Below are 24,551 nucleotides of genomic sequence, written 5' to 3' on the forward strand. Positions count from 1 at the left end.
TTACAGAGCGGATTGACCAGATAATATGTGATTACTTGGCAGGCCTGAGTGGACTTGAACCACCGACCTCACCCCCTTCTTTTAGATGAAGTGTGGGATGCGTTCTAACCAGCTGAGCTGGCTTTCAGTTCTAACTAACCATCTACCTAGCCGAAGCTTTAAAATGGTAGGCCTGAGTGGACTTGAACCACCGACCTCACCCTTATCAGGGGTGCGCTCTAACCAGCTGAGCTACAAGCCTATTTCATAACCTGTTCTCTTATCGGTTTGACCTCACCCACTCTTTATTAAAAGCAGGGGTGCGCTCCAACCAGCTGAGCTACAAGCTTTTACATTGGTTAGAACCAATTCGCTCTCTCTATCAGTGATCAGATAATTCGTGTGAACGCTTGCTAAGATTTCGCTATCGTTTAAGGAGGTGATCCAGCCCCAGGTTCCCCTAGGGCTACCTTGTTACGACTTCACCCCAGTCATGAACCACACCGTGGTAACCGCCCTCCCGAAGGTTAAGCTAGCTACTTCTGGTGCAATCCACTCCCATGGTGTGACGGGCGGTGTGTACAAGGCCCGGGAACGTATTCACCGCGACATTCTGATTCGCGATTACTAGCGATTCCGACTTCATGGAGTCGAGTTGCAGACTCCAATCCGGACTACGACCGGTTTTCTGAGATTAGCTCCCCCTCGCAGGTTTGCAGCCCTCTGTACCGGCCATTGTAGCACGTGTGTAGCCCTACTCGTAAGGGCCATGATGACTTGACGTCGTCCCCACCTTCCTCCGGTTTGTCACCGGCAGTCTCCTTAGAGTTCCCACCATTACGTGCTGGCAAATAAGGACAAGGGTTGCGCTCGTTACGGGACTTAACCCAACATTTCACAACACGAGCTGACGACAGCCATGCAGCACCTGTCACAGAGTTCCCGAAGGCACTAAGCTATCTCTAGCGAATTCTCTGGATTTCAAGAGTAGGTAAGGTTCTTCGCGTTGCGTCGAATTAAACCACATGCTCCACCGCTTGTGCGGGCCCCCGTCAATTCATTTGAGTTTTAACCTTGCGGCCGTACTCCCCAGGCGGTCTACTTAGTGCGTTAGCTGCGCCACTAAGAGATCAAGTCTCCCAACGGCTAGTAGACATCGTTTACGGCGTGGACTACCAGGGTATCTAATCCTGTTTGCTCCCCACGCTTTCGCACCTCAGCGTCAGTATCAGACCAGGTGGTCGCCTTCGCCACTGGTGTTCCTTCCTATATCTACGCATTTCACCGCTACACAGGAAATTCCACCACCCTCTTCTGTACTCTAGTTTGCCAGTATCAGATGCAGTTCCCAGGTTGAGCCCGGGGCTTTCACATCTGACTTAACAAACCGCCTACGCGCGCTTTACGCCCAGTAATTCCGATTAACGCTTGGACCCTCCGTATTACCGCGGCTGCTGGCACGGAGTTAGCCGGTCCTTCTTCTGCAGTTAACGTCACAGGATGCCGCTATTAACGACACCCCTTTCCTCACTGCTGAAAGTGCTTTACAACCCGAAGGCCTTCTTCACACACGCGGCATGGCTGCATCAGGCTTGCGCCCATTGTGCAATATTCCCCACTGCTGCCTCCCGTAGGAGTCTGGACCGTGTCTCAGTTCCAGTGTGGCTGGTCATCCTCTCAGACCAGCTACGGATCGTCGCCTTGGTGAGCCATTACCTCACCAACAAGCTAATCCGACGCAGACTCATCTAATAGCACGAGGTCCGAAGATCCCCCGCTTTCTCCCGTAGGACGTATGCGGTATTAATCCAAATTTCTCTGGGCTATCCCCCACTACTAGGTAGATTTCTACGCGTTACTCACCCGTCCGCCGCTCGTCATCTTCTAGCAAGCTAGAAATGTTACCGCTCGACTTGCATGTGTTAGGCCTGCCGCCAGCGTTCAATCTGAGCCATGATCAAACTCTTCAGTTTAAATCAAGAATGTCGGAAAAAGACATTCTGTAAATCTAGCTCAAAGTACTAAACAACTACATGTAAATGAATTCACATATGGTCGCTTTGTCTTTGATAAAGCTTTTGTGCTCCATCTCAACAAGCGCCCACACGAATTATCTGATCAATCTGTTAAAGAGCGTGCCTGAGTGACTCAAACCGTTGCCGGTGTGTCGTCTCAAGCGAGGTGCGTATTCTACTCAACACCCTGTTGAAGTCAACCGTTTTATTTGAGAAGTTGTAATAAACTTACAAACAAACCGTTGTGCTTCATGTTGTGATTAATTCGTTTAAAAAACACTGTTTTTCAAAGAGTTAAACTCAACACCTCAACCTGTCTCAGTGGCCGTTGCCGGCTGCTGTCTCAAGCGAGGAAGCGCATTTTACATCGACTGGCAGAGGAGTCAACAGGGGAGGCCCGATAAACTGCAAAAAGGTCGAAAAAACTGTAGTTTCGATGGACCAGTAGCTAGACCGCGACTGCGTCGCTAGCTAGAACGTCGCTACGCGACTGCTAGTGGCTAGAAAAAGCCTTCTTTATAGGTATTGGTCAACAAGCACTACGTAAGCCGGTTCGCTTTTCTATCTTTTATAAACCAAAAAACCGCCTTGCGGCGGTTTTTATAAATATCATTTTAAGGCTTCCCTTAACTTAGCCTCTATCTCGGAGACTTGGAGAATAAGTGAAGATGTGATGCTTCTTCTTCCCTAGCTTCACAAGATAATACTTACCAAACTTCGCATTTTCTTCAGTGAAAATGGACTCAACATTATTGATAGCATCTAAACCTAAGGCCTCACCATTAATGTGTACAGCATTTCGCTGTAACGCATCTTTGACTTGCTTGCCTGTGCCCATATCAGCACTTGATAACAAAGACGTCAGAGGGGTCTCAACTAAATCAAGTCCTCCTAATTCAGATGTAGGTAATCCATCCTGACATATTTGCTGATAGTCACCGTCACTTAAATTTGAGGTATCGCCGCTGAACAGCGCTTCGGTAATTCGTTTGGCAGCCACCAGGCCTTCTTCACCATGCACCAGACGAGTAACCTCTTCTGCCAGCACAGCTTGTGCCTGAGGACGGCCTTGCGCTTCTGCATCTTCCTGTTCAATGCGCTCAATCTCTTCGATCGGCAAGAAAGTAAAGTAACGCAGGAACCGGTGAGCATCGGCATCGGCGGTATTGATCCAGAACTGGTAAAACGCATATGGGGATGTCTTATTAGCAGACAACCAGATTGTTCCACTCTCGGTTTTACCAAACTTAGTACCGTCAGCCTTGGTAATCAGCGGTAGTGTCAGACCGTAGGCACGATTACCGTTCATACGCCGGGTCAGCTCGGTACCACCGGTAATATTGCCCCACTGATCAGAACCACCGATCTGCAGAGTACAGCCATGACTCTTATTTAGCTGCTGAAAGTCATAGGATTGCAGAATCATATAAGTAAACTCTGTATACGAGATGCCGGCTCCGTCACGATCAATACGCTGCTTAACCGATTCTTTTGCGATCATCTGATTGACAGAAAAGTGCTTACCGACATCGCGCAGAAAGCTCAGAATATCCATATTGCGGGTCCAGTCCAGGTTGTTTACAACCTCAGCACTGTTTGCACCACAATCGAAATCTATAAACTGACTGACCTGGCCTTTCAGCTTTTCCACCCAACCGGCGACAGTTTCGTCATCATTCAGCTTACGCTCTTGAGCTTTAAAAGAGGGATCGCCAATCAGACCTGTTGCACCACCTACCAGCGCCAGCGGCTTATGGCCCGCTTGCTGAAAACGCTTCAACGCAAGCAGAGGTACCAAGCTGCCAATATGCAGACTGTCTGCGGTAGGGTCAAAGCCACAATAGAGGGTGACAGAACCATCAGTCAGGTGTTGCGCCAGCTCATCTTCACTGGTCATCTGCGCGATAAGTCCGCGTGCGGTCAGGTCCTGTAACAGCGTTGTGTCAGTCATTGCCTCTATTTACCTTTAAATTTGGGTCTGGATTACGGTTTGGGCGCATATTCTACCTGCCCGCAATTGATCTCACAAACTATGATAATAACCGCCTCCGCAAATGCACCTCAAACACCCTCACTAAACTTCACTTTCAGGCGTTTCTGCCGACACAATGAATCATATATTTAGAATACCCGGTTGCTTCCGGTATACTGCGGCGCTGATAAGATAATTCACCGAGGTTAATGGCTGTGTTTTTGTCCAAGCAGTTAACAAACAAGCTTCCGCTCACCCATCTGGCTGCGGCACTGATCTGTATTTTATTGATCAGTATCACTCTCTCTTTATTGCCGCAAAGTAGTGCTGCCGTAATCCCGTTTCAATTGCCTGATGCGGGCCAGCCTGCTCAGCCTGGCACAGCTGCAGTGGGGACCACCTCTATAACAACGACAACTAGCAGCACTCTTGCTTCTGTTACTCCTGAAGTATGGCAGGACCATAAGATAAATAACGGCGATACTCTGACATCCTTATTCAAACGCGCAGGCCTGAATGCCCGTGACGTTTATCAGGTAAGTCAGGCGGTAAAAGGTACTGATGTACTGAGCCGGCTATATCCCGGCCAGACCCTTAGTTTTATTATCGAAGACGGCAAACTGATTAAACTCAAACATATCAAGAACCGCCTCGAAAGTTCCCTCATAAAACAGACCGAAGAGGGTTACAAAACAGAAGCAATAGCCCGTACCCCGGAAATCATTCCACGCTTTGCCGAAGGCACTATCGATAACTCGCTGTTCTACGACGCGTCACAGGCAGGCCTCTCAGATCGGATGATTATGGAGCTGGCTGCAATCTTTGGTTGGGATGTGGATTTTGCACTCGATCTGCGGGCAGGTGATAGCTTCAACCTCATCTATGAAGAGAAACTCCTGGATGGGGAACTGATTGGGGAAGGCAACATACTGGCCGCTCAGTTTGTAAACCGTGGTGAGACCTACACGGCTATTCGTTATACCGACAGTCAGGACAATACCAGCTACTTCACACCTGAAGGCAATAGTATGCGCAAGACATTCCTGCGCAGCCCAATCGATTTTGCCCGTATCAGCTCAAGCTTCAAGAGCCGTCGCAAACATCCGGTACTGGGTCTGACCCGGGCCCACAAAGGTACCGATTATGCGGCCAGAACCGGAACGCCTATTAAAGCCACTGGTGAAGGAAAAATCATCTGGCGCGGCACTAAGGGTGGTTATGGGAAATGTGTCATCGTCCAGCATGGCAGTAATATCACAACCCTGTATGCACATATGAGTAACTACCGTAAAGGGCAACGCAGCGGAAGCCGGATAAAACAAGGCGATGTGATCGGCTACGTGGGTAAAACCGGATTAGCATCGGGTCCTCATTTGCATTACGAATTCCGTTTAAATGGAGTTCACAAAAACCCACAGACTGTTAAACTGCCCCATGCAGCACCGATTGCCGAATCGGAAAGCGATGCGTTCTTCGCTACAGCCGAGAATGCGATGGCTCAGCTGGAAACCTATAAAGCCACTCAACTGGCCTCTACTTCCAACTGAGATACCTGAATACAGTAGAAAAGGACTCCTATGAGCGCCCCCGTTTATATTGGCCTGATGTCCGGCACCAGCCTTGATAGTATCGATGCCGTCGCCGTCAGGTTTGAGCCCGGCTTTGAACTGATTGCCAGCCATAGCGAACCGATTCCTGCTGCTATAGACCGTCGCATCCATTCGATGCTGAATGCCGGTGAAAATGAGATTGAGCGACTAGGTAGGCTGGACCTGGAGCTGGGAGCTCTTTTTGCAAAGGCGGTGCTAAAACTGCTGGATAACAGTGGTATCAAAGCCAATGAAGTTGCCGCTATTGGCAGCCATGGCCAAACCATACGCCACCGGCCAGAGGCCGGGTTCACTATGCAGATTGGCGATCCCAATGTCATCGCGGAGCTCACCGGCATAACTACAGTGGCTGATTTCCGGCGCAGGGATATGGCTGCAGGTGGCCAGGGTGCGCCGCTGGTTCCCGCCTTTCATGATGCCCTTTTCCGCAGCAAAGAACACAACCGGGTATTGGTGAATATCGGTGGTATGGCAAACCTGACAATACTGGAAGCCGATCAGAACAAACCTGTGCTGGGCTATGATACAGGCCCGGGCAATGTATTAATGGATAGCTGGATTCAACTCCACCACCAAAGCAGCTACGACTGCGATGGACAGTGGGCAGCATCCGGTCAGGTCATACCAGCCCTGTTAGAAGACATGCTAGTGCTGCCCTTTTTCAGCGAGCAACCGCCGAAAAGCACAGGACGGGAACAATTTAATAATCTCTGGGTACGCCAGATGGTACGTAAACTCGACAGCGAACCTCTGGCGGTCGATGTGCAGGCAACCCTGCTCGACCTGACAGCCATCAGCATCACGGAAGCGATTAACAATCACAACCTTGATCAGCCGGTAATATATCTGTGCGGCGGCGGCAGCCATAACGCCCGCCTGAAAAACCAGCTAAGCTTCCTGCTCAAACCCTGGCAAGTCAGTACCACCGCCGACCTCGGGCTCGATCCGGACTGGGTTGAAGCCGCGGCTTTTGCCTGGCTGGCTTATCGCAGCATTAACCGACAAAGTGGTAACGTCCCGGAAGTAACTGGCGCTAAAGGCTTCAGACCTCTTGGTGCGATTTACTGGGGCGACTGAGTAGAGACAAAACGAATAATTGCAGGCAAAAAAAAAGAGCTACAGTTCCCTGTGCTCTTTTCATACCGGCTAGTGAATTATCCTTAATCTAACCTCTTCTCAATCCCGGAAGAGGCTTCCCATCCATGGAAATTTAGTGCGAAATATCTGTCAGCATCCTGCCAATAGATAAAATCCGTTTCGCGTTGTGACATCCTTGTAAGCCAGTTTTTACTTTACTGTTTTATAGTTCTTCTATTCCCTGAAGAGAGTCGATCCAACGGTGTTAATTATGCTGATGTAACAGCTCTATAGATATAGGAAAAAGTCTTAATCTGTCTTCAAATAGCGACTAATTCATACTGTATTTCTTTCACCGTGAATTTCACACGCACAAAAAAAGCCTGCAGATCATTCTGCAGGCTTTTTTGTAGAACCTGAACCTATCAGATAGAGAAAGAGGATCCACAACCGCAGGTAGTGGTAGCGTTTGGATTATTAATCACAAACTGAGAGCCTTGTAGCCCCTCTTTATAATCCACTTCAGAGCCCGCCAGGTATTGGAAGCTCATAGGATCGACAACCATAGTGACACCACCATTTACGATCGTAGTATCATCATCAGCCACCGCCTCATCAAAGGAGAAGCCATAAGAGAACCCCGCACAACCACCGCCGGTAATAAATACCCGCAACTTCAGGTTATCATTTTGATCCTCTTCGATCAGACTCTTTACCTTGGCCGCTGCAGAATCTGTAAAGACCATGCTCGGTTCCTGGTTAATCGCCTCTGTCATATCTACTCCACTAACTACAATAAACCTCTAACAAGGGCGTATTATCTAATTACCCAAGCAATTCAGTCAAGTATTAACTGCGTTATGGCATTATTCCGACCTGACGCAGACCTTCATCTTCAGCCAGACCGAACATGATATTCAGATTTTGAATTGCCTGACCCGCAGCACCCTTAACCAGGTTATCGATCGCCGACAACACCACAACGGTATCATCATTCTGCGGCCGAAAAACACTGATACGACAAACGTTAGCACCTTTAACACTGCGCGTTTCTGGATGACTTCCCGCAGGCATAACATCGACAAAAGGCTCGTCTGCGTAACGCTCTTCGAAGAGTTCCTGCAAGCCATCCATCGGATCTTTCAACTTACCGTACAGTGTCGCATGAATACCACGGATCATCGGTGTCAGGTGCGGAACGAAAGTCAGCCCTACCGGACGACCTGCCGCCTCACTCAAACCTTGCTTAATCTCCGGCAGATGGCGATGACCAGCGACACCATAGGCTTTCATACTTTCACTCGTTTCGCACAACAGAGAACCGACGTTGGCGCCGCGACCGGCACCGCTGACACCAGACTTGCAATCGGCAATCAGACGACGATGATCGATCAACTTGTTTTCAACCAGAGGCAGGAAGCCCAGTTGTGCCGCTGTCGGATAACAGCCTGGGCACGCAATCAACTGAGCAGTTTTAATCGCCTCACGATTAACTTCCGGCAAACCGTAAACAGCTTTCGCTGCTAACTCAGGGCTGGTGTGCTCCATACCGTACCACTGTGACCAGACATCCAGATCTTTAATCCGGAAGTCAGCCCCCAGATCAATCACTTTAACCCCGCGATCGACCAGCTCAGGAGCCATCTTCATTGCTACACCGTGGGGCGTGGCAAAAAACACCGCATCGCATTCAGCCAGTGAATCAACGCTGGGCACAGTGAATCGCAGATCGTAGTGGCCGCGCAGGTTCGGGTACATATCATCGATACGCACGCCTTCTTCGGAGCGGGAGGTAATGACCTCAACTTTAACTTCCGGATGGTTGGCTAACAGTCTGAGCAGCTCAACTCCGGTATAACCGGTGCCGCCTACGATACCTACTTTGATCACTTTGACCTCACATATCTCTCTACGGTTTGATATTCTGCATGCGTATAATACAAACCCTCGGCGCCCTTTACTATTCCGGGGCCGGTAAAAAACCGTTCTTTTAACATCAGACAGGCCAAAATTCTTAATGTTTAAGGATTCACTCTCATTCGAACACTTTCGTAATCGCCTGGCCCATGCCGAAGCACTGCCGCAGCTGGTATTGCTCGGGATAATGTCCGGTCTGGTAACGGGGCTGGTAATTCTGGCTTTTCGCCTGATGATCGACCTGCCGCTGGAAGCATGGTTACCGGGCAACAATAATGAGAATTTTGAAGGACTGCCTGTCTGGATACGATTTATCTTACCTGTTATTGGCGCCATTCTGTTACTGGTTTTATTTCTTAACCTGCGACCCGCAACCCGTAAAGTCGGCGTAGTACATGTGTTAGAGCGACTCAGTTACCACCAGGGCCACCTACCCGCTAAAAACATGCTGGTTCAGTTCTTTGGTGCCGTTATGGCCATCCTCAGTGGTCAGTCTGTGGGACGTGAAGGGCCAGCAGTTCATCTGGGTGCAGCCTGTGGCAGTCTGGTCGGACAAACCCTGAAACTACCAAACAACTCGCTACGCATCCTCGTCGGTTGTGGTGTCGCAGCGGCAATATCTGCTTCATTTAACACCCCGCTGGCAGGCGTCATCTTTGCCATGGAGGTTATCCTGATGGAATACACCGTCATCGGTTTTACTCCGGTACTGGTGGCATCAGTGACTGCAGCCCTGCTTATCAAGGCAGCCTATGGCGATGAACCGGCATTCTCTATACCGGCAGTGCAGATTCAATCCCTGGCTGAACTGCCCTATATCATTATCCTTGGTCTGGTGACTGCGCTCATGGCCGCTGTGTTTATCCGGATCATGGTACAGACCCAACGGACCATCAAATGGTCGATGGCTGCCCGCTTCCTTACCGCAGGCACTCTCACCGGCATTGTCGCGCTGTTTTACCCCCAGGTAATGGGCGTAGGTTATGACACCGTTACAATGGCCCTGGAGGGCAATACCGAACTCAAGCTATTGATCGGACTGTTAATCGCCAAATGGCTATTGACCCCCTTCGTGCTGGGCCTGGGTATTCCCGGCGGACTGATCGGCCCGACTTTTTATATCGGCGCCGTTACCGGCGCTTCATTCGGCGTTGTAATCGCACTGCTCACTGGGGAATCGCATTCAGGAATAGGCTTTTATGCCATGCTCGGCATGGGAGCAATGATGGGCGCAGTGCTGAATGCACCGCTGGCAGCGCTGATCGCGTTGCTGGAGCTGACCGGCAATCCCAACATCATATTCCCTGGCATGCTGACTATCGTCGTAGCAACAACCACGGTACGTTATTTTTTCAATCAGCCGTCAATTTTCCTTACATCTCTCAAAGCTCAGGGGCTGGACTACCGTCAGGAACCACTGACCCAGGCATTGTCCAGACTGGGGGTTTCCAGCATTATGCATACCGATTTTATTCGTTCAGGCTACATTGCAACGGCTGATGCAGCACTGCACGTTCTGGAAAGCCAACCGGAATGGATGATTCTGGAAGATGAAAACGGCAAACCAACCGACATCCTGTTCCCGGCAGATCTGGAGTACTTTATTCAGGCCATATCCGAGCGCGATGGCTTTAACCCCGACCTGAGACTGGACCTAACCGAAGTTCCCGCTGTACGTAAAGATATAGCTCCTCTGCCGATCAATGCCACGCTCAAAGAAGCACTGGATAAGATGAACTATGAACGGCTGGACGCACTTTATATCGAGAAGCTGAACCATGAAATCGCCGGGATTATCACCCGCGAACAGGTTGAACATTTTTATACACAGAAGCTGCACTGATGACCGACTTAAAATTAAAGAGCCAATTACAAGGGCTATATGCCATCACCGACAGTAAGCTGATGCCTGATACCGACAGCATGCTATTTCAGGTAGAGCAGGCACTGCGTGGCGGGGCCAGTATTATTCAGTACCGTGACAAGTCCGACGACATTGAAAAACGCCGGCAACAAGCTCGCGCACTGTTAGACCTGTGCAACCAGTTTAACCGCCCTCTGCTAATCAATGATGATGTTAAGCTGGCAAAAATCGTGGGTGCCCACGGCGTACATCTGGGCCAGAGTGATGGCGCAGTGATTCAGGCAAGGGAATATCTGGGTAGCAACAGTATTATCGGTAACACCTGCCATGACTCGATTGAGCTGGCCCGCCAAGCCTGTCAGCAGGGTTGTGATTATGTCGCATTTGGCGCTTTTTTTGCGTCAAGCACCAAACCCGATGCCAGTCCTGCGCCGATGCAGTTGCTGGCTGAAGCCAGATCAACACTACCTGTTCCGGTAGTGGCGATTGGCGGCATTAATATGGATAATGCAGGGCAAGTTATAACTGCAGGCGCAGATATGGTGGCCGTTATACACAACCTGTTTGCCAGTGAAGATATTTGCGCCCAGGCGGGCCGTTTCGACAGCCTGTTCACCCGTTAAGATTTTATCAGAGAGAAATTTATCATGTCCCGTTCAGAAGAGCTGTTCCAGGCTGCCCAGAGCCATATTCCAGGCGGTGTAAACTCACCGGTTCGTGCCTTTAAAGGCGTCGGCGGTTCACCAGTATTCTTTAAGCGCGGTGAAGCGGCTTACCTGATTGACGAAGACGATAAAAAATATATCGACTATGTCGGCTCCTGGGGACCGATGATTCTCGGCCACGCCCATCCTGCGGTGATGGATGCGGTACGCAACATGATGGACAGCGGCCTGGGCTTTGGTGCACCAACCGCAATAGAAATTGAAATGGCAGATAAAGTCTGCGACATCATGCCGGGCATGGACCTGGTACGGATGGTTAACTCCGGCACCGAAGCCACCATGAGTGCGATTCGTCTGGCCCGCGGTTATACCGGCCGCGACAAGATCGTGAAATTCGAAGGCTGCTACCACGGTCACTCCGATTCGCTGCTGGTTAAAGCGGGCTCCGGCATGCTGACTCTTGGCGAGCCTAGCTCCCCTGGCGTTCCTGCCAGCCTGGCCGAGCATACCATCACCCTGACTTATAACGATATCGACAACGTGCGTCAGGCATTCGCCGAAATCGGTAACGAGATCGCCTGCATCATCGTTGAACCGGTTGCCGGCAACATGAACTGCATTCCACCGGTACCGGGATTCCTGGAAGGCCTGCGCGAAGTCTGTGACGAACATGGCACGGTATTGATTCTTGATGAAGTAATGACCGGTTTCCGGGTCTCCCTGACCGGCGCCCAGGGCCATTACGGCGTAATTCCTGATCTGACCACTATGGGCAAAGTCATCGGCGGCGGCCTGCCGGTCGGCGCTTTCGGTGGCAAGCGGGAAGTCATGGAATACATTGCACCTCTGGGCCCTGTCTATCAGGCAGGCACATTGTCCGGCAACCCGCTGGCAATGGCTGCAGGTCTGGCCATGCTGAACGCCCTGCAGGAAGAAGGTTTTCATGAGAAGCTCAGCGCCAAGACAGAGCTGTTGACCCAAGGCTTCGAAGCGATGGCTCTACGCCATGGCGTCCCTTTCACTACCAGCCAGGTAGGCGGAATGTTCGGCCTGTTCTTCACCGATCAGGAGCAGGTAACCAGCTTCGAACAAGTCATGAAGTGCGATGCCGATAAGTTTGGCCGTTTCTTCCACGGCATGCTGGAAGAAGGTATCTATCTTGCTCCATCCGCATTTGAGGCGGGTTTCATGTCTCAGGCACACAGTGAAGAAGATATAAACGCTACTATCGAAGCGGCCGGCCGAGTTTTTGCACGACTATAATTAAGCGGTAACTGAGTCGGAAAAGCCAATAATGACAGCTATCACATTCAGCGTACTGTTCCTCAGTACGCTGGTCAGCGCTATCTGGTTACAACGCAGCAGCAAAGGCTTAGCGGAGCAGCCCAGAGCAACGGTTCAGGCCGCTGCGCTGAGTTGCCTCTTTATAGCACTGGCAGCTTTAACAGAAACCCTGTTCAGCCAAAGCACTAACGACATGCAAACCCTGCATCGTATGCTGGGCAATCTGGCCTACTATGCAGCACTGCCTATGCTTGTCAGCGCTCTACTGGTGTCAGCGCTGCAGCAACACTGGTCTCGCCCCGCCTGGGGACGCTGGCTAATCGGGCTGTTTGCCCTGTTTGAACTGCTGCGCAGAATGGAGCAGGGAGAGCTATATACCCAGACCATTGCGGTACTCGCCTGTGCGACGATGCTGTTCGCTGCGGTGAAGATAAGGCAGCCACTATTACGCGGTATCGGCGTTATCGCAACTATTAATATGTCACTGGCGCTGCTGCTGTTTGGCCCCGGCACATTGGTTGCCGAACTGAGCAATCCATCAGCCTACGCCGTGCTACTGGCCTCCGCAGTACCTATTACAGCCCATGTAATAAGACTGAATATTCAACAGCCTGAGCATTAAAAGTCTGAACGAAAAAAGCCTGACTTAGTCAGGCTTTTTTTTATGCTCGAAAGATTATTCGAACGACAAGCAAATATAAAAATCAGTGACCAAATTCCCGGAGCGCCTGCATATCGTTAACACTGATCTCCGCTCCATTTACCTCGATAATCCCCACCCCTTTCATCTCTTTAATCAGGCGTGAAAAAGTCTCCGGCTGCATACCCAGCTGAGAAGCGATCAGCTGCTTTGCCATCGGCAGGCGGAAGATGCAGCTTTTCGCCGCGGGGTCGGGCGCCAGACCGAACAGATAATTACCGAGACGGTGCCGGGTATTCTGCAGGGTCAGGGTCTCGATCTCATTGATCCGGCGGTGTAACTTAACCGCCATATTGCCCATCAGGCGCAGACCACACTGGGGCTCAGCCAGCAGAATCTCTTTATAAAACTGGTTCGGGATAACCAACACTTCGGTTTTACCCATCGCAGCAGCGTTCAGAGGGTAGCGGTGCTGTTCCATAAACATCAGCGCCTCGGCAAAGGCATCACCGGGCTTGATCATTTCGATCACTTTGGCCTGACCATCGGGTGAGACCCGGAACAGTTTTACATTACCGCTGAGAACGACATAAAAACTGTGCGCATCATTGCCCTGATGAAACAAAGTTTCATCATTTTTCAGGTTTACGGTGCGACAGTGATGGCTCAATTTCAACAGTGCGCCTTCCGGTAGGGAAGAAAACAACAGATGATTCGTTAAGCAAGCTTGGATTTTATTCGCGGGCATTGGGTATTCACAATCAAATCAGAATTATTTACGCATCATATCGAGAATCAGGGCATCACCGCCAGCCCAGGCTCGGTTGTAATACCATTTTTTTTGTTTCCACCGATCATGATCCCCCGAGAAGGGTACCTGTCAGGGTCATATAAAGCTGAGGCAAACGCTTAGGCAGCTGATCAGCCTTACGGATAAAAGTATAACCTTGTCGGCCAAACAGGTAGGGGAGATACTGATTAGCCGCTTCATCAATGGTAATACAGAACGGAATCAGGCCCTGGTTACGCGCCTCCAGAATGGCCTTACGGGTATCTTCTACTCCATGACGCCCTTCATAACGGTCCAGATCATTCGGTTTACCGTCGGTCAGAATCATTAACAACTTCTTTTGAGCAGGTTGTTTACCCAGCAGCTCGGTGGCATGGCGGATCGCCGCCCCCATCCGGGTATAAAATCCCGGGCTGATATCGGCTATACGGCCCCGCACCTGGGCATTATAGGTTTCGTCAAAATCCTTAATGCAGTTAAACCGCACATGCTGGCGACGACGGGATGAAAAACCATGTATAGCAAACTGATCGCCACTGGCGTGCAGACTTTCGGCAAACAGATGCAGACTATCGCGGATCACATCGATAACCTGATTATGACTATTGACCCAGGCATCGGTGGATAACGACAGGTCAGCCAGTAACATACAGGCCATATCCCTAACCAACGGCCGTTTCTGGTAATACAGACGGGGATCGCCGGTACCGGCGCCGGTCGCTACTGAGCCTCGGAAGTCGAGATAGGCATCCAGATCCAGTTTATCACCTTCGTATTGTCCGCTTACCCAGACAGGCCGGGCAGACAAGCTTTCAAATTGCCGCCGTAGACGACGCGCTGTTTTCTGTAGATGTTCGGGTATAGGGCAAGGCTCGGCATTACGGCTGATCATAGGGATAATATTGCAATGATCTTTCAGCATCTGCTGCTTTTTAAAATCCCACTCCGGATACAGAATGCCTTCGCTAAGTGGAATATCATCCTCTTCTGCCGAAGGCAGATCGAGATCAAATTTGATCTTACTGGCAACGGTGCTGTTATCTTCGGTCACCGCCATATTATCGCTGTCGTTAGCGATGTTCTCGGCCTGATCCAGGTCATCTTCTTCATCCGTCGAGCGATCCAGCTTGCTGAACTCGGAAAATGAGAACAGGTCGGCTTCATGGCGTACCCCCATGGTAAAAGCTTGATCTTCCGGCTTTTCGACCCGTTCGGCCTGACGTCGACGCTGTTCCGCCTGACGGGTTTCACCTTTTGATCCGCTGCGATCACTACCGTTATTCTGGCTGCTGAAGCCTGCCGATCTTGGCGGATAAGGATGAAGCCACAAGGGTACCGGAATAGGTGCGAAATCGGAGGGCGGCATCTCACTAATCCCACCGGGGTTTAACAACGCAGTCTGAATTGCCAATTCCTGCGCGGCCTCCATAGGTTTGAGAGTTTCCGGAACCGGTCGCAATTGAATCAGGCCAGTCACCAGCCGTTGGTAACGTTGCTGTAAACCACGAAACTGCTTTAACGTTTGCAGTGTGCGCTGCTGATTATCTCTGATCCAGTTCCGTCCCTGGTGCACTTCTGCGGTTGCCGGTGTACCCGCCAACGCAGCCAGCCAGTAGTACAGTTCCCGATTCAGTTCCCGCTCGGGATACACATCCAGCTTTTGTGGCAGATAGAGACAGGTTTCATCGTACCAGGCCAGCTCGACCTTACTTCCGGTTCCTGCGACCCGGTGCAGCCAGCTACGACGGGCATTATGTAGCGTCGGCGTTGTTGCGGTGATTCGCAAAGCACTGTCACCGCCTAAGGCCCGGTAAAAAACCCCCAACGGCGCTTTAACTTCATCCAGATCGACCGCCGCTTCAGGGTAGCCCTGATAGGCTATATTGGTAATAAAACGATCCCAGGCCTGACCAACGCGCTCTTCCATCGAAACCTCTTACTGCTCTATTTCGGGTTATTCGCTACCGAAGGCAGCCTGCACCAGCTCCATCAAACCGACAACGGTATCGACATCATCGCTGAGTGGTTCGATCATACCTGCCCGGCAAGCTTTAACCGGATCAAAGCCGGAACTGATCAGGGTCGCGGTATAGACCAACAAACGGGTGCTGGCGCCCTCTTCCAGATCCTGATCTTTCAGCTCGCGGAGTGTGCCTGCTAATGTCACCAGACGGGTTGCCATCTCACTGTCAATTTCTGTCTCGTTCAGCAACACATCGATTTCAGCGGACGGCTCAAGATAATCAAAACTCATCGACAGGAAACGTTGCCGGGTACTTGGTTTCATGCCCTTCAGCAGATTTTGATAGCCCGGATTATAAGAAACCACCAGCATGAAGTTATCCGGCGCATGGAGAATTTCACCGGTGCGATCGATGGGTAAAATACGCCGATCATCGGTCAGGGGGTGAATAACAACCGTAGTATCTTTACGCGCTTCAACCACTTCATCCAGATAGCAGATACCACCTTCACGTACCGCACGGGTCAGTGGACCATCGCTCCATACTGTCTCACCATCACCGATCAGGTGGCGACCTACCAGATCTGAAGCACTCAGATCATCGTGACAGGCAACGGTGTGCAGGGGCAGGCCCAGCGTCTCCGCCATATAACTGATAAAACGCGTCTTACCACAGCCGGTCGGACCTTTTATCAATACCGGCAGCTGATGCTTATAGGCGTGTAAGAACAGCTCGACTTCGTTGCCTTGCGGCTCGTAAAAAGGCAGCTCTTCGGTTTTTTCCAGCTGAGTTACTGAATTCATTTCTTACTCCTAAAACAGATACGTCAGGGTAACGATAATTCCAATGACAGGGGCATAAGCCAGTAACAGACAACGCCACATCAGCGGTGCGTTACTGAGCCCCATGAAAGAGTCCACCAGCACTTTTGCTTTCACTACAGTGACTGATAACACCAGAGCTACCAGCCCGATCGTTGCGGCATAAGACTCTGCAAAAACAGCTGTTATCGCGGTTAACACCATCAGTAAAAGCCATAACAGAAAGATACTTAAATTCTGCGCCATCATATATACCTCATGGGTGTAACACGTAGACCAGTGGGAACAGAATCAACCACAGCAGATCCACCATGTGCCAATAACAGGCACCACTTTCAAACTCATTCATCTGCCGGGCATGGTAGTTCTTGCGCGCAACCTGAATACCGAGCAGCAATAACACCAACATGCCCAGTATCACATGCAACATGTGGAACGCCGTCAGCGCAAAATAGAAAAAATAAAAGTCATTACTGCTTAAGCCAAAACCCAGCGCCGCGATATGCTGATATTCATAGCCTTTAATGGTCAGGTAAACACAAGCACTGGCAATCGCCAGCGCCAAACCGATTAAGGTTTTTCTGGTCTGTCCTTTTGCCAGGGCATGCTGCGCAAACACCACAAAATAGCTACTGGTCAGCAATGCCAGAGTATTACCCAGCCCGGCTTCAATACTGATGTTTTGCTGACCTTCAGCAAACATCTCAGGAAACCGCGCACGGGTCACAGCGTAGAGAATAAACAGCAGAGCGAACACGCTCAGCTCGGCCAGGATAAACAGCCAGACAGCGAAGTCGCCCGGCAATGTCCGGATCGGTTTACTGACTAGAGCAGTAGGTATTGCGGTCATTTTGACCCTCGCTTAAGTTCTTTCGTCAAGTCTCGCTTCGGATCATCCACTGACAGTGTCGGGATCATCCGGTCGCTGTCAGCAGGCCTGCGCAGGTCACCGGGTGTCCAGTGCAGCAAACCGCCGTCAGGATTATCTTTCTGCACCTGGTTGCAGGCATGAATACACTCACTGCATTGGGTACAGGTAAATTTCTTACGTTTGATACTGCGCGTTGGTAAACGCATCGGACAGGCCGTATCGCAGGCCTTATTACAGTCCTTGCACAGATCAGCTCTGGAGCTGTCAAAGGTTACCATCAGCGCCTTCGGGTTCATCATCCATAACAGGCTCTGAAACACCCCAAGAGCACAGCCAAACTTGCAAAACAGGTGCCGGGCAACGAGGAAGTCGGTCATAAATACCAACGTCGCCACCGTCACAAAAATCGCCCTGCCACCAGCCAGATCGCCAGACAACAGGTCCTGATAGACCGCAACCGGCGGCATCAGGTAACACAACAGGCTTACAGCCCAGACAAAGGCCATCGCCCCTGCCGATAAAAACAGTATGATCCAGGCCGGATAACTATGGGGTTTACTGCCCCGTTCCCAGATAGTGGGACGACCCAATAACTTCTGCATCTGGCCATTTATTAACTCAACCACGGAAAAGTGCGGGCAGAGCCAGCCGCAATAAACACGCCCATATTTGGCTGCGATCCAAATTCCCATGATGATCAGCAAAATGATTGGCACCAGCACACGCAACAGAATATGCAACGCAGCATCGGTAGTCGACGTCTGCAATTCAGCACTATCCAGCCCCAGACCTAATGGCTGACCAAACAGGATAAAGTGCCCCTGAATCAGGTCATAGCGGAACAGGTCAGTGACCGGAGCGATCAGAAACAGAACAAAGAAACCACTGCGGGTAATATTGCGGAAAAACTGCTTTGGTTGAATCATGAGTTTACATCAGGAGAGTCCTCCGCCCGGAATGGGCGGAGGGAGTCACGGTATTATACCGTAATTTTTTGTTCAGCTTCAGTCAGACGTGCTTCAGGGCCTTTAACAAAGAAGCTTGCGATGTAAGTACCCAAACCGATCAGGAAGAATACACCGGCAACTTCACGCATCCAGTAGAACAGTGCGATCTGATCCTGTACCACCATGAATGGCAGTGGTGTCTCGCTGTAACGCTGCAGATAAACCTGCAGGATACCGGCACCGGTCAGGAACAATGTGATAAACACCATTGATACTGTCATCAGCCAGAAGCCCCACATCTCAACAACCTGAGACTTATTGCTGTTAGCCGCATCACGACCACGCAGAATCGGCATCGCGTAAGATATCATACACAGTACGACCATTACGTAAGCACCGTAGAAAGCCATGTGACCGTGTGCTGCTGTAATCTGAGAACCGTGAGTGTAGTAGTTAACCGGAGCCAGAGTGTGCAGGAAGCCCCATACACCAGCACCCAGGAATGCCATTACACCAGTACCCAGTGCCCACAATGTGGCGACGCGGTTCGGATGCTGACGACGACGCTTGTTCACCATATTGAACGCGAACAGAGTCATCATGAAGAATGGAATTGGTTCCATTGCAGAGAACACAGAACCGATCCACAGCCAGTACTCAGGAGTACCGATGAAGAAGTAGTGGTGACCCATACCCAGCAGACCGGTGATCAGCGCCATCGCAATAATCACGTACAACCACTTCTCGATAACTTCGCGGTCGACACCGGTAATCTTGATCAAAGTGAACGCCAGCATTGAGCCCAGAATCAGCTCCCATACACCTTCAACCCAAAGGTGAACCACGAACCACCAGAACATCTTGTCCAGCACCAGGTTTACCGGATTGTAGAAAGAGAACAGGAAGAATACTGCCAGACCAACCAGGCCCAGGAGCATAACCATTGAGATAACGGTTTTACGACCGCGCAGCATGGTCATACCGATATTGAACAGGAAGCCCAGGGCGACTATGACTATTCCGATCTTAGTAATTGTCGGCTGCTCAAGGAACTCTCGCCCCATGGTCGGCAGCAGGTCGTTACCGGTGATCTTAGCCAGAGTAGCGTATGGTACAGCCAGGTAACCAACAATTGTCAGTGCACCAGCAACCAGGAATACCCAGAATAGCAGCAACGCCAGCTTCGGCGAGTACAGTTCGGTCTGAGATTCCTCAGGAATCATGAAATAAGCGGCACCCATGAAGCCAAACAGCAACCATACGATCAGCAGGTTAGTGTGCACCATTCGGGCAACGTTGAACGGAATCTCCGGAAACAGGAAGTCGCCGATGACATACTGCAGGCCCATAATCACGCCAAACAGGATCTGTCCGACGAAGAGGCCTATCGCCGCGATAAAGTACGGCTTAGCTACGGATTGAGATGTATACTTCATATTCGCCCCTTACCCTTGAATATTTGGTGGCCAGTTATTGGTATTAATCTCTGAGGTGTACTTCAGGAACTCGGCTACTGCGTCAAGCTCTTCCTCAGACAGATTAAACTGCGGCATACTGCGACGGCCCGGTATACCATCCGCTGGTCGACTCATGATAAAGCCTTTAATCGCATCTTTACTGCGACCAAAGCGTTCGTAAACATTACCCAGCTCCGGCGCAAAGTACGCACCTTCACCCAACAATGTGTGGCAACCGATACAGTTATTGTCTTCCCAAACTTTTTTGCCTAGAGCAACTTCAGGCGTTATGTTTTGGCGATTATCCCGTTCAGGCAAGACCTTCACGGTGTGAAAGGACAGGCCTATCAACACCAGCAGGAAGAACAGACTCCCGCCGTAGAAGATATTCCTGGCCATCGATTTAGTAAAAGTTTCATTCATAAGGCGTCTCCAACCCTAAGCTGAGCCAAACAGTCCCTGTTACAGGTGCTGTCAGATATAGTGAATTACTATGTGGCACCAATTTTCCCTCCTGACCCGTTAACCAACCTTGACCATAGTCAATTAACAAAAATACCTGACCAAATTAATTGGTTTTACTCCCAAGGGGGTAGATAAGTGCTATGTTCTAATCAGAACAGGTACGTAAAATCAGGATTGCAAATGCTATGAACAACGCTCAGGAAAAGCCATCTTTACGACTGGCGATTGCCGCCCAGTCTCTCTACCTGATTAACCTGCTGCTCCTGCCTGGCGTGACGCTTATCGCTCTGCTCTATATGGCCTGGCGTTATCGTAACGATGCCGATCAACTGGGCAGCTGCCATCTGCGCCAGAGTGCTATTGTCAGTGGCTGGTTTATTCTATTGGTGGTTGGCGGAGGCTTATTGCTCTGGTTTATTCTCGGCAGTAACCCCACCGGATTATCTATGACACTGTTATACCTGATCGTCATGCATACCGGTTTTGTCTTGCTGGGTATTATTGGCCTGGCCCGGGCTATCAGCGGCCAGCACTTTCATCCAACGCCAAAAACCAGCTGCACCGCTTGATGAGAGGCTTTTTCTATCAACCATCAGCGCTAATACCACTATGTGATATCGCCCGACCTATCAAGTCAGAAAAGGGTCAGATAATCTGTCCATATTAAGATAACAATCTGAGGTCCTAAACAATGGCTAACTTAAACCAAATAACCGCTGGCGATATCATGTCTGCAGAGCTGCTGACGGTCGCTGATCATTGGTCGGTCAAAGCCCTGATCGAATTTTTCAGCAAGCATAAAGTAACCGGCGCGCCGGTACTGTCCGCCGAGGGTGAGTTAGCAGGCGTGGTCAGCCTGAGCGACATAATCCGCCTGGACAGCCAGCCGGAACAGCCAAAAAAAGACAACACCCTGAGCCAGTACTATCTGGCCACCCTTGAAGGCTATACGCCGGATGATCTGGGATTGAAAAAAGGCGACCTGCATACCCAGCACCTGGTACGCGAGATTATGACGCCGGAAGTTATATCAGTTGAGGATAACGCTGCCCTGCCTGAAGTCGCACGTCTGATGAGCGACAAAGGCATACACCGGGTATTTGTCACCAGCAACGGCGGCCTGCGCGGTGCGGTATCCACTCTGGATATCGTACGTCAGGTAGCAGCCTGCTAAAGTAACAACGCATACCGCACGTCAGTTAATAAACAATGCCTTAGCAGGCAATGGCCGGCAATCAGATCCTGCCGGCCTGCTGACGGGCATCCTTCGCGCCCCTGCTGTCCCCGCCTTCCTGGCGGATATCAGCGATCAGCAGCCATAACTTACGCTGCATAGCACGGTTATCTGAAGCCACAGCCAGTCCTTTACGGGCCAGCTGCTCGGCCTGCAGATACTGACCCTGAATACGCCGCAGATCAGCCAGTTGAAGATAAACCTTAGGATCCCTAGGTGCTATCCGCTGTGCCCGCTCCAGACTGCTCTGAGCGGAGCTGTATGCCCCCTGACTTTGTTGCTGCCGGGCGTTGTCCAATAACGCAATAACAGCCGGATTACTGACGGCAACCGGCTCCGGCGCAGCTACTTTCGGCGACGCTACACTGAAAGAACTCACCGGTGCTACAGCCGTAGTTACCGCAGTATCATCATGCACTCTACGATCTATCACCACCTGCTCCGCCGACCGGTCAGTGCTACCGCTTACACTACGATCTTCTACCGGAGGCATGAAGCCACTCGTCGCCATACAGCCGCTCAGTAGCAGCGGCAGGGTACAGAAGGCTATTTTTTTCAGTTCGTTAATCTGCATTATCACTATTCCGTTCTGAATCGCTATTCAGTTCTGAACCAACGTTTAAACCAATCCAGCGGGGCTGCCAGAGGGTCACCACCACAACCGGATGATTCACGGGGCTCAGTATCTTTAATAAAAGGTAACTGGCGAGCGCCTTCACAGCCCTCGCCGGACAATTTGCCGGTACTCTCTTCGACCCAGATATAATCAATATTCTGTGGTCGCTCAGCCATAAAGGACTGCGGCTTTTCCAGCCGCATAAACTCACTCCACACCTTTAACGCACCACTGCTGCCGGTCAGCGGCAGGGCCGCATTGTCATCCCGTCCCAACCAGACTACCGCCAGGCGGTTGCCGGTAAACCCGGCAAACCAGCTGTCACGCTGATCGTTGGTGGTACCGGTTTTACCCGCTACGTTAAGGTCTTGCGGCAGCTTCTGATACACCGAACGGGCGGTGCCTTCCCGGGCTACTTCCTGCAGGGCGTATTGAATCAGATGGATAGCCGCCGGATCAACTGTTTGTAATATCTCAAACGAATACCGGGACAGCTCTTCATTACCGCTATCGGTGACCATCCGAATTGCCCGCATCGGCACCTGAAAGCCATTCCCGGCGATCGTCTGATACAACTGTGCCACTTCCAGCGGCGATAGTGACGTCGCCCCTAAGAACAATGAAGGGAACGCTTGCACCTCTCGCTCCAACCCCAATCGCTGCAGCATATCGACCACCTTATCGACGCCAACATCCAGTCCCAGTCGGGCGGTGGACTGGTTATATGACAGCGCCAGTGAGCGGTGCAACGGCACCAGACCATGGCTGGAACGATCAAAATTATTCGGTGACCATTCATCGCCGTTAGGCAAGGTGACCGTAATCGCTTCATCCTCCAGCAATGAAGCCAGGGTATAGCCCTGTTCAAGCGCCGCCAGATAGACCGCTGGCTTAACCAGAGAACCGATAGGACGTACCGCATCCAGCGCCCGGTTAAAGCCCTGATAGCGAGTATTCCGGCCACCAACGATAGCCAGAACCTCGCCGCTATGCGGATTACTGACGACCATCGAGCCTTGCAATTGATCCAGCTTTTTACCGTAACCTTTACTCAGCCCGTTAAGCGTCGTTACCAGACTCTGCTCCGCCCGAACCTGGGCGATCGGGTCCAGCGCAGTGAACACTTTCAGGCCTTCACTGTTCAGCGCCTCTTCCGGATATTCTTCGCGTAACTGGCGTTTCACCAGATCCAGGTAGGCCGGATAAGCCCCCTTATGCAAACTCTGCTGCTTCACTACCGCAAGCGGCATTTTCTCTGCATCAAAGCGCTGCGCCAGCGTAATAGTGCCCTGTTCCTGCAGTACCTTCAGCACCAGGTTACGACGTTTCTTTGCCCGTTCAGGGTTACGCCGTGGGTCATAGTAAGACGGTCCTTTCACCATCGCCGCCAACAGCGCCACCTGATGCAGTTTCAGCTCCTGAATTGGCTGAGCAAAGAAATACTGACTGCCCAGACCGAAGCCGTGGATCGCACGCAGGCCTTCCTGCCCCAGATATACCTCGTTGAGATAGGCTTCCAGAATCTCATCTTTGCTGTAGTGGCGATCCAGCAGAAAAGCCATCGGGATCTCCATCAACTTGCGCAGGAAGGAACGATCCGAACTGAGATAGAAGTTCTTAATCAGCTGTTGAGTCAGCGTGCTACCGCCCTGCACCACCCGACCCGCTTTAATATTGACGAACATCGCCCGAGCGATCCCCTTCAGGGAGACGCCATAATGCTGATAATAGTCCCGGTCTTCGATCGCAATCAGCGATTCCAGCAGGTACTGCGGTGCCTGCTGCAGTTGAATCAGATCCCGGTCCTCATTATCGCCGGGATAGATACCGCCGATCAGTATCGGCTCCAGCCGGGCTAAAGGAACAGTCCTGCCCTTATCATCACGGATCCGGCTGATCTGACCGGCAGAAAAATCGATCAACAGACTACGTGCTGGCTCCAGCCCATCGGGAAAATCAAAACCGCGGCTATACAGGCGTACCCGGTGCCTCCCCAGCTCGGCGGTGCCTGGCTGGTCTGCCTTACGCAGAAACTGGTAGCCAAGCCCTTTAAGCTCTATCTTCAAATCATCCCGCGCTAACGGCAATCCAGGATACAACTCCAGCGGGCGGGCATATACTTTAGCCGGCAGCGCCCAGCGCTTGCCCTCAAACTTAGCTCTGATCTGCGCATCCAGATAGAGCAAACCGATACCGGCGAAAATCGCCATCAGAATACTCAGTTTCAGAAACAGCCCAAGCAGGCGCCGACGCAAGGAAGGCTTTCTCACCGACCTGGAACCGGTCTTTTTCCGGCTTTTGCCGGCAGACGCTCTCTTTTTTGCCATTGCCTACGTATAATCCTTTTAAAATTCCGGTCGATA

The 24,551-nt window shown here is 51.1% G+C and carries 21 protein-coding genes, 1 tRNA gene and 1 rRNA gene; 8 read left to right on the forward strand and 15 right to left on the reverse strand.

All coding sequences use genetic code 11. From position 1 onward, the window contains the following. Positions 1 to 164: 164 nt before the first annotated feature. From ACQUQM_RS16925 to tyrS, 3 genes are all read right to left on the reverse strand, one after another. Positions 165 to 241 (reverse strand) — tRNA-Ile (locus tag ACQUQM_RS16925). Positions 242 to 411: 170 nt separating this feature from the next. Further along, positions 412 to 1,952, reverse strand: a 16S ribosomal RNA gene (locus ACQUQM_RS16930). Between the two features lie 673 nt (positions 1,953 to 2,625). Next, entirely contained in the window at positions 2,626 to 3,945 is a 1,320-nt protein-coding gene (gene tyrS, locus ACQUQM_RS16935; RefSeq protein ID WP_432471053.1) for a tyrosine--tRNA ligase, read from the reverse strand. A gap of 236 nt (positions 3,946 to 4,181) precedes the next feature. Here tyrS and ACQUQM_RS16940 point away from each other — a divergent pair, with 236 nt between their 5' ends. Both ACQUQM_RS16940 and ACQUQM_RS16945 read left to right on the forward strand, forming a co-directional pair. Next, positions 4,182 to 5,513: an OapA family protein gene (locus ACQUQM_RS16940; RefSeq protein ID WP_432471054.1), complete on the forward strand. Its 1,332-nt coding sequence runs from the start codon at positions 4,182 to 4,184 to the stop codon at positions 5,511 to 5,513. A gap of 30 nt (positions 5,514 to 5,543) precedes the next feature. Next, positions 5,544 to 6,653 carry an anhydro-N-acetylmuramic acid kinase gene (locus tag ACQUQM_RS16945; RefSeq protein ID WP_432471055.1) on the forward strand — a complete coding sequence of 370 codons (1,110 nt, stop codon included), beginning with the start codon at positions 5,544 to 5,546 and terminating at the stop codon, positions 6,651 to 6,653. 425 nt (positions 6,654 to 7,078) lie between these two features. Here ACQUQM_RS16945 and erpA read toward each other — a convergent pair whose 3' ends face one another. Both erpA and argC read right to left on the reverse strand, forming a co-directional pair. Continuing rightward, positions 7,079 to 7,429: an iron-sulfur cluster insertion protein ErpA gene (gene erpA, locus ACQUQM_RS16950; RefSeq protein WP_432471056.1), complete on the reverse strand. Its 351-nt coding sequence runs from the start codon at positions 7,427 to 7,429 to the stop codon at positions 7,079 to 7,081. Positions 7,430 to 7,511: 82 nt separating this feature from the next. After that, on the reverse strand, positions 7,512 to 8,543 hold the full coding sequence (gene argC / locus ACQUQM_RS16955; protein ID WP_432471057.1) for an N-acetyl-gamma-glutamyl-phosphate reductase: 1,032 nt from the start codon (positions 8,541 to 8,543) through the stop codon (positions 7,512 to 7,514). 127 nt (positions 8,544 to 8,670) lie between these two features. On the opposite strand from argC, the gene ACQUQM_RS16960 reads away from it, so the two are divergent. From ACQUQM_RS16960 to ACQUQM_RS16975, 4 genes are read left to right on the forward strand one after another with little or no spacing between them, the layout of a single operon-like run. Next, entirely contained in the window at positions 8,671 to 10,413 is a 1,743-nt protein-coding gene (locus ACQUQM_RS16960) for a chloride channel protein (RefSeq protein ID WP_432471058.1), read from the forward strand. Beyond that, the gene (thiE, locus tag ACQUQM_RS16965; protein ID WP_432471059.1) at positions 10,413 to 11,057 is read left to right on the forward strand and encodes a thiamine phosphate synthase; all 645 of its coding nucleotides are present in this window, start codon (positions 10,413 to 10,415) and stop codon (positions 11,055 to 11,057) included. Before ACQUQM_RS16960 ends, thiE begins: the two co-directional genes overlap by 1 nt. Before the next feature lie 24 nt (positions 11,058 to 11,081). Continuing rightward, the gene (gene hemL, locus ACQUQM_RS16970) at positions 11,082 to 12,362 is read left to right on the forward strand and encodes a glutamate-1-semialdehyde 2,1-aminomutase (protein ID WP_432471060.1); all 1,281 of its coding nucleotides are present in this window, start codon (positions 11,082 to 11,084) and stop codon (positions 12,360 to 12,362) included. 31 nt (positions 12,363 to 12,393) lie between these two features. Further along, positions 12,394 to 13,005, forward strand: coding sequence for a hypothetical protein (locus ACQUQM_RS16975; RefSeq protein WP_432471061.1), 612 nt, complete (start codon positions 12,394 to 12,396; stop codon positions 13,003 to 13,005). Positions 13,006 to 13,087: 82 nt separating this feature from the next. Here ACQUQM_RS16975 and ACQUQM_RS16980 read toward each other — a convergent pair whose 3' ends face one another. The 8 genes from ACQUQM_RS16980 to ACQUQM_RS17015 form a co-directional block, all read right to left on the reverse strand. Continuing rightward, complete coding sequence (locus ACQUQM_RS16980; RefSeq protein WP_432471062.1) at positions 13,088 to 13,729, reverse strand: Crp/Fnr family transcriptional regulator; 642 nt, start codon at positions 13,727 to 13,729, stop codon at positions 13,088 to 13,090. Positions 13,730 to 13,877: 148 nt separating this feature from the next. After that, positions 13,878 to 15,740, reverse strand: a complete 1,863-nt coding sequence (locus ACQUQM_RS16985) for a nitric oxide reductase activation protein NorD (RefSeq protein WP_432471063.1) — start codon at positions 15,738 to 15,740, stop codon at positions 13,878 to 13,880. 27 nt (positions 15,741 to 15,767) lie between these two features. Beyond that, positions 15,768 to 16,580, reverse strand: coding sequence for a CbbQ/NirQ/NorQ/GpvN family protein (locus tag ACQUQM_RS16990; RefSeq protein WP_432471064.1), 813 nt, complete (start codon positions 16,578 to 16,580; stop codon positions 15,768 to 15,770). Positions 16,581 to 16,589: 9 nt separating this feature from the next. Beyond that, entirely contained in the window at positions 16,590 to 16,844 is a 255-nt protein-coding gene (locus ACQUQM_RS16995) for a cytochrome C oxidase subunit IV family protein (protein ID WP_432471065.1), read from the reverse strand. 10 nt (positions 16,845 to 16,854) lie between these two features. Next, positions 16,855 to 17,448 (reverse strand): cytochrome c oxidase subunit 3, encoded by a 594-nt coding sequence (locus ACQUQM_RS17000; protein WP_432471066.1) that lies wholly within the window; start codon positions 17,446 to 17,448, stop codon positions 16,855 to 16,857. Beyond that, positions 17,445 to 18,395, reverse strand: a complete 951-nt coding sequence (locus ACQUQM_RS17005; RefSeq protein WP_432471067.1) for a 4Fe-4S binding protein — start codon at positions 18,393 to 18,395, stop codon at positions 17,445 to 17,447. The genes ACQUQM_RS17000 and ACQUQM_RS17005 overlap by 4 nt, the downstream gene beginning before the upstream one ends. A 53-nt stretch (positions 18,396 to 18,448) precedes the next feature. Next, a complete protein-coding gene (locus tag ACQUQM_RS17010) occupies positions 18,449 to 19,852 on the reverse strand; it encodes a cbb3-type cytochrome c oxidase subunit I (RefSeq protein WP_432471068.1) in 1,404 nt (467 codons plus the stop codon). 9 nt (positions 19,853 to 19,861) lie between these two features. After that, complete coding sequence (locus ACQUQM_RS17015) at positions 19,862 to 20,296, reverse strand: c-type cytochrome (RefSeq protein ID WP_432471069.1); 435 nt, start codon at positions 20,294 to 20,296, stop codon at positions 19,862 to 19,864. Between the two features lie 227 nt (positions 20,297 to 20,523). Here ACQUQM_RS17015 and ACQUQM_RS17020 point away from each other — a divergent pair, with 227 nt between their 5' ends. Together ACQUQM_RS17020 and ACQUQM_RS17025 are read left to right on the forward strand one after the other, a co-directional pair. Then, complete coding sequence (locus tag ACQUQM_RS17020; RefSeq protein ID WP_432471070.1) at positions 20,524 to 20,907, forward strand: hypothetical protein; 384 nt, start codon at positions 20,524 to 20,526, stop codon at positions 20,905 to 20,907. A gap of 122 nt (positions 20,908 to 21,029) precedes the next feature. Next, positions 21,030 to 21,512: a CBS domain-containing protein gene (locus ACQUQM_RS17025; protein ID WP_432471071.1), complete on the forward strand. Its 483-nt coding sequence runs from the start codon at positions 21,030 to 21,032 to the stop codon at positions 21,510 to 21,512. 61 nt (positions 21,513 to 21,573) lie between these two features. On the opposite strand, the gene ACQUQM_RS17030 is transcribed toward ACQUQM_RS17025, so the two are convergent. Together ACQUQM_RS17030 and mrcB are read right to left on the reverse strand one after the other, a co-directional pair. Then, entirely contained in the window at positions 21,574 to 22,146 is a 573-nt protein-coding gene (locus ACQUQM_RS17030; RefSeq protein ID WP_432471072.1) for a tetratricopeptide repeat protein, read from the reverse strand. Between the two features lie 23 nt (positions 22,147 to 22,169). Then, positions 22,170 to 24,515: a penicillin-binding protein 1B gene (gene mrcB / locus ACQUQM_RS17035; protein ID WP_432471073.1), complete on the reverse strand. Its 2,346-nt coding sequence runs from the start codon at positions 24,513 to 24,515 to the stop codon at positions 22,170 to 22,172. Between the last annotated feature and the right edge of the window lie 36 nt (positions 24,516 to 24,551).

Source organism: Amphritea sp. HPY (assembly GCF_050870985.1).
Classification (GTDB): domain Bacteria; phylum Pseudomonadota; class Gammaproteobacteria; order Pseudomonadales; family Balneatricaceae; genus Amphritea.